Here is an 8,209-nt window from a genome sequence, read left to right on the forward strand (position 1 = left end):
ATGTTACTTGAAATTTCGATAAAAAACTTTGCCATTATTGAGGCTATTTCCCTCAATTTTGAAAAAGGGATGACTGTCCTGACTGGTGAAACGGGTGCAGGGAAGTCGATTATCATTGATGCCATGAATATGATGTTGGGAGCTCGTGCTACGACAGATGTTATTCGTCATGGTGCGCAAAAGGCAGAGATTGAGGGGCTTTTCTCCGTTGAGAATAGTCGCCTTTTACAGGAAATTTTTGATGAGCAAGGTTTGGAAATGGGTGATGAAATTATCATCCGGCGGGAAATCTTGCAAAATGGTCGGAGTATCAGCCGTGTCAATGGCCAGATGGTCAATCTGTCTGTTTTGCGCTCTATTGGGCAACATCTGGTAGATATTCATGGTCAGCACGACCAAGAAGAGTTAATGCGTCCTCAACTTCATATCCAGATGTTGGATGAATTCGGTGACGCAGCATTTTGGGCATTGAAAGAAACCTATCAAACGAGTTTTGATGCTTATCGAAAAATGCGCAAGCAGGTTCTGGAAGTCAAGAAAAACCAACAGGAACACAAGGCTCGTATCGAAATGTTGGAATTTCAAATGGCAGAGATTGAGGCAGCAAACTTGCAGGCTGGAGAAGACCTGGCTCTCAATCAAGAGCGAGAGAAACTCCTCAACCATAAAAATATTGCGGATACGCTGACCAATGCCTATAGTATGTTGGACAATGAAGACTTTTCAAGTCTAGCCAATGTTCGTTCAGCCATGAATGACATGGAAAGTGTCGAAGAGTATGATCCTGAATACCGTGAAATTTCAAGCTCACTGTCTGAGACCTACTATGTCTTAGAAGACATTAGCAAACGTTTGGAAGCTATCATTGAGGACCTTGATTTTGATGGCAATCGCCTTATGCAGGTCGAGAATCGTTTGGACCTCCTTCATACCATTACTCGTAAGTATGGTGGGACTGTTGACGATGTCTTGCTTTATTTTGCTAAGATTACAGAAGAATACAATCTCTTGACAGGCAATAACCTTTCTTCTGAGGACATGGAAACCGAACTCAAGAAATTGGAAGTTAATCTTGTCGACTTGGCAGGGCATCTTGCCTCTGCTCGTCATGACTTGGCCCAGCAGCTCGAAGCAGAGATTAAACAAGAACTGCAAGACCTCTATATGGAAAAAGCCCAGTTTCAGGTTCGTTTTAGCAAGGGCAAATTCAGTCGTGAGGGCAATGAAACGGTCGAGTTTTACATTTCAACTAATCCTGGAGAAGATTTTAAACCATTGGTCAAGGTTGCTTCTGGCGGGGAATTATCTCGTCTCATGCTAGCCATTAAGTCTGCCTTTTCACGTAAAGAAGGCAAGACAAGTATTGTCTTTGATGAAGTGGATACAGGAGTTTCAGGCCGTGTAGCTCAGGCCATTGCACAGAAGATTCATAAAATTGGTCAGCATGGGCAGGTTCTAGCTATTTCCCATTTACCACAAGTGATTGCGATTGCGGATTATCAATTCTTTATTGAGAAGATTAGCAATGACCATTCAACAGTTTCGACTGTTCGTCTCTTGACGGTTGAAGAGCGAGTCGAGGAAGTTGCCAAGATGTTGGCAGGTGATGATGTGACCGAAGCAGCCCTGACGCAAGCCAGAGAATTGTTGAGAAACAGGGAGAAATAAGATGACAGACTATTATGTAATTGGAGATGTTCACGGAAAAGCTGGAATGCTGGAAGACCTTCTCAAAACTTGGGATGGTCAGACCCAGTTGCTCTTTCTAGGGGATTTGATTGACCGTGGTGAGGATAGTCGCCGTGTTCTTGAAATGGTCAAGAACTTAGTGGACAATCAAGGGGCTATCTGTTTATCAGGAAACCACGAGTATATGTTTTTGACATGGCTCGATGATCCAGAAGAAAGCTATGACCATTATCGTCGCAATGGTGGAGATACAACCATTAACTCTATCTTAGGTCGTCCCTTGGATGCACCGGTTGATGGAGTTGAGGATGCTAATCGTGTTGCCACCGAAGCAGCAGATTTGGTCGAATTTATTCGTCAAATGCCATTTGTGGTAGAGACAGACAAGTATATCTTTGTGCACGCAGGTATTGATTTGACCTTGGATGACTGGCATGAAACAACAGATTACAAGAAAGTCTGGCTTAGAAAACCATTCCACGAAGCAGAAAATCATACTGGAAAAATCATTGTCTTTGGCCATACACCGGTCTATGGTTTGTTAAAGCAAGAGCGTGGTACTGCTGAGCTTTGGACTACAGAAGATGGCAAGATTGGAATGGATGGAGGAGCTGTTTATGGTGGTGTCCTTCACGGGATTGTCTTTACAGACCAAGGAATGACAGAACACCACTTTATCGAAAATGACGGCTTTGTTGCTGAAGATTAGTACTCCTAGCAGGGTATGGTCTTGTCAAAATGTCAAAAACAATTTATAATAAATAGATACCCTGAAAGGAAGAGAATCATGAACTTAGAAGAATTGAAAAAACGACAGGAGAAGATCCGTAACTTCTCTATTATCGCCCATATTGACCACGGGAAATCAACTCTAGCAGACCGCATTTTGGAAAAGACAGAGACGGTTTCAAGTCGTGAAATGCAGGCCCAGCTTTTGGACAGTATGGATCTAGAGCGAGAACGTGGGATTACCATTAAACTCAATGCCATCGAGCTGAATTATACTGCAAAAGATGGGGAAACTTATATTTTCCACTTGATAGACACACCTGGGCACGTAGACTTTACCTATGAAGTTTCGCGTTCGCTAGCTGCCTGTGAGGGAGCGATTTTGGTGGTCGATGCGGCCCAAGGAATTGAGGCTCAAACCCTTGCCAACGTTTATCTGGCCTTGGACAATGATTTGGAAATCATGCCAGTCATTAACAAAATTGACCTACCAGCTGCAGATCCAGAGCGCGTGCGTACGGAGATTGAAGATGTCATTGGTTTGGATGCCAGTGAAGCAGTATTGGCTTCTGCCAAGGCTGGTATTGGGATTGAAGACATCCTTGAGCAAATCGTAGAAAAAGTACCAGCGCCAACAGGTGATGTGACGTCACCACTGAAGGCCTTGATTTTTGACTCTGTTTACGATGCCTACCGTGGGGTTATTCTCCAAGTGCGTGTTATGGATGGAGTGGTCAAACCTGGTGATAAGATTCAGCTCATGAGCAATGGCAAGACCTTTGATGTTACGGAAGTCGGTATTTTTACACCCAAAGCAGTTGGTCGTGATTTCCTTGCGACTGGTGACGTTGGTTATATTGCGGCTTCTATTAAGACAGTTCAGGATACCCGTGTGGGTGATACCGTTACTTTGGCAACCAATCCTGCGGCAGAGCCATTACATGGCTACAAGCAGATGAATCCTATGGTCTTTGCGGGTCTCTATCCAATTGAGTCAAACAAGTACAATGACCTGCGTGAAGCCCTTGAAAAATTGCAACTGAATGATGCTAGTCTCCAATTTGAACCAGAAACATCTCAGGCACTTGGATTTGGTTTCCGTTGTGGTTTCCTTGGACTTCTCCATATGGATGTTATCCAAGAACGTTTGGAACGTGAGTTCAACATCGACCTCATCATGACAGCTCCGTCTGTTATCTATAAGGTTAATTTGACCGACGGTGAGTCTATGGATGTGTCCAACCCGTCTGAATTCCCAGATCCAACTAAGATTGCGACCATTGAGGAGCCATATGTCAAGGCGCAAATCATGGTACCACAGGAGTTCGTCGGAGCAGTAATGGAGCTAGCTCAGCGTAAGCGTGGGGACTTTGTGACTATGGACTATATTGATGACAATCGTGTCAACGTTATCTATCAAATTCCTCTTGCTGAAATTGTCTTCGACTTCTTTGATAAACTCAAGTCTTCAACTCGTGGTTATGCAAGCTTTGACTATGAATTGTCAGAGTACCGCCCATCTAAGCTTGTGAAAATGGATATCCTTCTCAATGGAGACAAGGTGGATGCCCTTAGCTTTATCGTTCACAAGGATTTTGCCTACGAACGTGGAAAACTCATCGTTGATAAACTTAAGAAAATCATCCCTCGTCAACAATTTGAAGTTCCAATCCAAGCAGCTATTGGACACAAGATTGTCGCTCGTACTGATATCAAGGCCCTTCGTAAAAACGTACTTGCCAAGTGTTATGGTGGTGACGTTTCTCGTAAGCGTAAGCTACTGGAAAAACAAAAAGCTGGTAAGAAACGCATGAAAGCCATCGGATCAGTAGAAGTTCCCCAAGAAGCCTTCCTCAGCGTCTTGAGTATGGATGAAGAATAAGTTGTTTATTTGAATTTCCTTCTTCATAGGAAATTTATATAAGAATCAATCGTAAAGCAGGCTTAAATGGTCTGCTTTTTTTATTTCTAGAACAGAAAAAATGTTTGAAATGTTTGTTTGTATGTTTGTTTTTTAACAATAAACCATAAAAACAACAAAAGTATAAAAAAAGAGACAAAAAAGAACAGAAAATCGTTGACAACGGTTTCATATAGTGTTATACTTATAGCATAAAGTTAATGGAAAGAAGGGAAAACCTTATGGGATTAGATCATTTCTTTGACAAAAACCTTGTGTTTTGCTTAGAAGCGGATAATCAAGAACATCTATTTGATCAGGTTTCGACTTTATTGGAAGAACGAGAAATCGTGACTCCAACCTATCGTGAAGCCTTGATCACGCGTGAAAAGTCATTTCCAACTGGCTTAGATATGGAATTTTTGGGTAAGGATTTGCCGAATGTGGCTATTCCTCATACAGATATTGTTCATAATCTAGCTGAAAAAGTTGTGGTCGTTCGATTAGAAAAACCAGTGACTTTCCACAATATGATTGCACCAGATAAGGAAGTAGAAGTATCTTTACTCTTCTTTATCATTAATAACTCAAGTTCAAGTCAAACGAACATTCTTGCTCAGTTGATGGACTTCTTTACTGGAAATGGTCATCTTGAAGACCTATCAAAAATTTCTGAACCAGAAGCCCTCTATGCTTATATAGCTAAAGCAATTGCTTAATCTTGTCTATTAAAAATATTAAATCGGAGGAAATCCATATGATTAAAATTCTTGCTGCCTGCGGTGCAGGTGTTAACTCAAGCCACCAAATTAAAAGTGCTCTTGAAGAAGAACTTTCAAACCGTGGTTTTGATGTTCACTGTGATGCAGTCATGGTCAAAGACGTTAACGAAGATCTTATCAAAGGTTATGACATCTTCACACCAATTGCTGCGACAGACCTTGGTTTTGACCCAGGTATTCCAGTTATCGAAGCTGGACCAATCTTATTCCGTATCCCAGCTATGAGTGCTCCAGTATTTGACAATATTGAAGCAGCTATTAAAGAACACGGATTAAGCTAATTCAAATTTGTTAACATTCATATAACATAAAAAGGGAGGAACTGTTATGGATGCAATCTTTGGCCTAATCAAAGAATTTTTCACACCTATCTTAGATATGGGTGGACCTGTCATCATGTTAATCATTTTGACATTATTGGCTTTACTTTTTGGAGTGAAATTCTCCAAAGCGCTTGAAGGTGGTATCAAACTTGCCATCGCTCTTACTGGTATCGGAGCTATCATCGGTATGCTAAATGGTGCTTTCTCAGCATCACTTGCAAAATTCGTTGAAAACACTGGTATCCAATTGAGTATCACTGACGTTGGTTGGGCACCACTTGCTACAATCACTTGGGGATCTGCTTGGACACTTTACTTCTTGCTCATCATGTTGATTGTCAACGTAGTGATGCTTGCTATGAAGAAAACAGATACACTTGACGTTGATATCTTCGATATCTGGCACTTGTCTATCACAGGTCTTTTGATTAAATGGTATGCAGACAACAACGGTGTGAGCCAAGGGGTTTCACTCTTGATTGCTACAGCAGCTATTGTACTTGTTGGGGTTCTTAAAATCATCAACTCTGACTTGATGAAACCTACATTTGATGACCTTCTTAACGCTCCAAGTTCATCTCCAATGACTTCAACTCACATGAACTACATGATGAACCCAGTTATCATGGTTTTGGATAAGATTTTTGAAAAATTCTTCCCAGGTCTTGATAAATATGACTTTGATGCTGCTAAATTGAACAAGAAAATCGGTTTCTGGGGATCTAAATTCTTTATAGGTTTCATTCTTGGTATTGTAATCGGTATTATGGGAACTCCACATCCAATTGAAGGGGTTGCAGATGCAGATAAATGGCGTCTTGTTATCAAAGGATGGTTGTCTCTTGGTTTGACTGCCGGTGTATCTTTGGAACTCTTCTCACTTATTGGTTCATGGTTCATCGCCGCTGTAGAACCTCTTTCACAAGGTATTACAAACGTTGCTACTAAACGTCTTCAAGGACGTAAATTCAATATCGGTCTTGACTGGCCATTCATCGCTGGTCGTGCTGAAATCTGGGCTTGTGCCAACGTACTTGCACCAATCATGTTGATTGAAGCAGTGCTTCTTTCAAAAGTCGGAAATGGTATTTTGCCACTTGCAGGTATCATCGCTATGGGTGTTACTCCAGCTCTCTTGGTTGTAACACGTGGTAAATTGCTCCGTATGATTATCTTCGGAACACTCTTGTTGCCACTCTTCCTTCTTTCAGGTACTCTTATCGCACCATTTGCAACAGAACTTGCTAAAGGTGTAGGTGCCTTCCCAGCAGGTGTGAGCGAAACTCAATTGATTACTCACTCAACTCTTGAAGGACCAATCGAAAAACTTCTTGGTTGGACAATTGGTAACACTACAACAGGTGATATCAAAGCAATCCTTGGTGCTGTAGTCTTCCTTGTATTCTATATCGGTATCTTTGCTTGGTACAGAAAACAAATGATCAAACGTAACGAAGAGTACGCAGCAAAAGCAAAATAATGCGCTCCTATAAAATGTAAATTGTTGAAACTAGGTTGTCATACCATTAGGAGTGACAGCCTAGTTTTTTTAATAAACTATCAAGAAATCGGAGAAAATAATGGTAATTGAATTAAAATCAGAACAATTAAGTGTTCAATTTAACAGTTTTGGTGGGGCTCTTTCTTCTATAAAAGATGCTGACGGTCTTGAGTATTTGTGGCAAGGAGATGCTACTTATTGGAGTGGGCAAGCTCCTGTTCTCTTCCCTATTTGTGGTTCTTTGAGAGATGATACAGCCTTCTATATAGATGAGAAAGGGCAAGAAAGTAAAGGAAAGATTCCTCGTCATGGTCTGGTCCGCAAGAAAGAATTTGACTTAGTTGAACAAACGGAAAACAGTGTAACTTTTGCAATTGAAGACGATGAGAATAGCTATCAAAACTACCCTTATCATTTCCGCCTAGAAATCACTTATATCCTTACTGGAAAGACAGTACGGACTCAATACAAGATTCTCAATAAAGAAGCTAGTAAGCTCATGCCTTACTTTATTGGTGGGCATCCAGGCTTTAATTGTCCTCTACTGGATGATGAAGTCTATGAAGATTACTATTTAGAGTTTGAGAAAGAAGAGACTTGCTCTGTTCCACGTCCTTTCCCAGAAACGGGTATGCTTGATTTTCAAGATAGAAGTTCATGGCTAGAGGGTCAAAAAGAAGTAGACCTCAGCTATGATTTGTTTAGCACAGATGCAGTTACTTTAGATGAATTGCAATCTAGAACAATTGCGCTTCGTTCTCGTAAACATGATAAGGGATTGAAAGTGCACTTTGCAGAGTTTCCAAATCTCATTATCTGGTCAACTTTGAATAAGGGACCTTTCATTGCTTTTGAACCATGGTCTGGCTTGTCAACATCTCTTGAAGAAGGAGATCATCTAGAAGATAAGAAGAATGTTCGTCTCTTAGAGCCAGGACAAGTGGATCAAATTGGTTTTGATATCGAAATCTTTTAGATAAAAAAACACAAAAACAAACATTAACTGTTGACTTTTTCATAAAATAGGAGTATATTATGTTTGTAAGCGACAAATGATGTTTGTAGCAAACAGACAATCGCTTGTTATATTCTCTTTCGTGGAGAAGAATTATTTCTAGGATACTGGTTTCCTAAACTTGAATAAGGTGTAAGTCATCTCATTCAATCCAATTTGTCAATAAACTGCTAGAAAGCTTTTTGTAGGTAATACTCAATGAAAATTAAAGAGCAAACTAGGAAACTAGCCGCAGGCTGTACTTGAGTACGGCAAGGCGACGTTGACGCG

Annotated in this window: 7 protein-coding genes; all 7 read left to right on the forward strand. The window is 40.8% G+C overall.

The genetic code is table 11. The annotated features are described in order from the left end of the window. Entirely contained in the window at positions 1 to 1,668 is a 1,668-nt protein-coding gene (gene recN, locus ADH52_RS10115) for a DNA repair protein RecN (RefSeq protein WP_049511099.1), read from the forward strand. Between the two features lies 1 nt (position 1,669). After that, the gene (locus ADH52_RS10120; RefSeq protein WP_049511100.1) at positions 1,670 to 2,398 is read left to right on the forward strand and encodes a metallophosphoesterase family protein; all 729 of its coding nucleotides are present in this window, start codon (positions 1,670 to 1,672) and stop codon (positions 2,396 to 2,398) included. A gap of 78 nt (positions 2,399 to 2,476) precedes the next feature. Next, entirely contained in the window at positions 2,477 to 4,300 is a 1,824-nt protein-coding gene (lepA, locus tag ADH52_RS10125) for a translation elongation factor 4 (protein WP_049511101.1), read from the forward strand. A 260-nt stretch (positions 4,301 to 4,560) separates the two neighbouring features. Next, positions 4,561 to 5,037, forward strand: coding sequence for a PTS sugar transporter subunit IIA (locus tag ADH52_RS10130; protein ID WP_049511102.1), 477 nt, complete (start codon positions 4,561 to 4,563; stop codon positions 5,035 to 5,037). 38 nt (positions 5,038 to 5,075) lie between these two features. Next, positions 5,076 to 5,381, forward strand: a complete 306-nt coding sequence (locus tag ADH52_RS10135) for a PTS sugar transporter subunit IIB (protein WP_000590547.1) — start codon at positions 5,076 to 5,078, stop codon at positions 5,379 to 5,381. Between the two features lie 46 nt (positions 5,382 to 5,427). Further along, positions 5,428 to 6,903, forward strand: a complete 1,476-nt coding sequence (locus tag ADH52_RS10140) for a PTS galactitol transporter subunit IIC (protein WP_049511103.1) — start codon at positions 5,428 to 5,430, stop codon at positions 6,901 to 6,903. Positions 6,904 to 7,003: 100 nt separating this feature from the next. Further along, entirely contained in the window at positions 7,004 to 7,900 is an 897-nt protein-coding gene (locus ADH52_RS11185; protein WP_080977903.1) for an aldose 1-epimerase family protein, read from the forward strand. Positions 7,901 to 8,209: the final 309 nt, after the last annotated feature.

It is taken from the genome of Streptococcus pseudopneumoniae, from assembly GCF_001072665.1.
GTDB lineage: Bacteria > Bacillota > Bacilli > Lactobacillales > Streptococcaceae > Streptococcus > Streptococcus pseudopneumoniae_S.

Excerpts from the sequence above, each read along its gene's own strand:
- lepA (WP_049511101.1), top strand. The coding sequence starts at position 2,477 with ATGAACTTAGAAGAATTGAAAAAACGACAGGAGAAGATCCGTAACTTC.
- ADH52_RS10120 (WP_049511100.1), top strand. The coding sequence starts at position 1,670 with ATGACAGACTATTATGTAATTGGAGATGTTCACGGAAAAGCTGGAATG.
- ADH52_RS10130 (WP_049511102.1), top strand. The coding sequence starts at position 4,561 with ATGGGATTAGATCATTTCTTTGACAAAAACCTTGTGTTTTGCTTAGAA.
- ADH52_RS10140 (WP_049511103.1), top strand. The coding sequence starts at position 5,428 with ATGGATGCAATCTTTGGCCTAATCAAAGAATTTTTCACACCTATCTTA.
- ADH52_RS10135 (WP_000590547.1), top strand. The coding sequence starts at position 5,076 with ATGATTAAAATTCTTGCTGCCTGCGGTGCAGGTGTTAACTCAAGCCAC.
- ADH52_RS11185 (WP_080977903.1), top strand. The coding sequence starts at position 7,004 with ATGGTAATTGAATTAAAATCAGAACAATTAAGTGTTCAATTTAACAGT.
- recN (WP_049511099.1), top strand. The coding sequence starts at position 1 with ATGTTACTTGAAATTTCGATAAAAAACTTTGCCATTATTGAGGCTATT.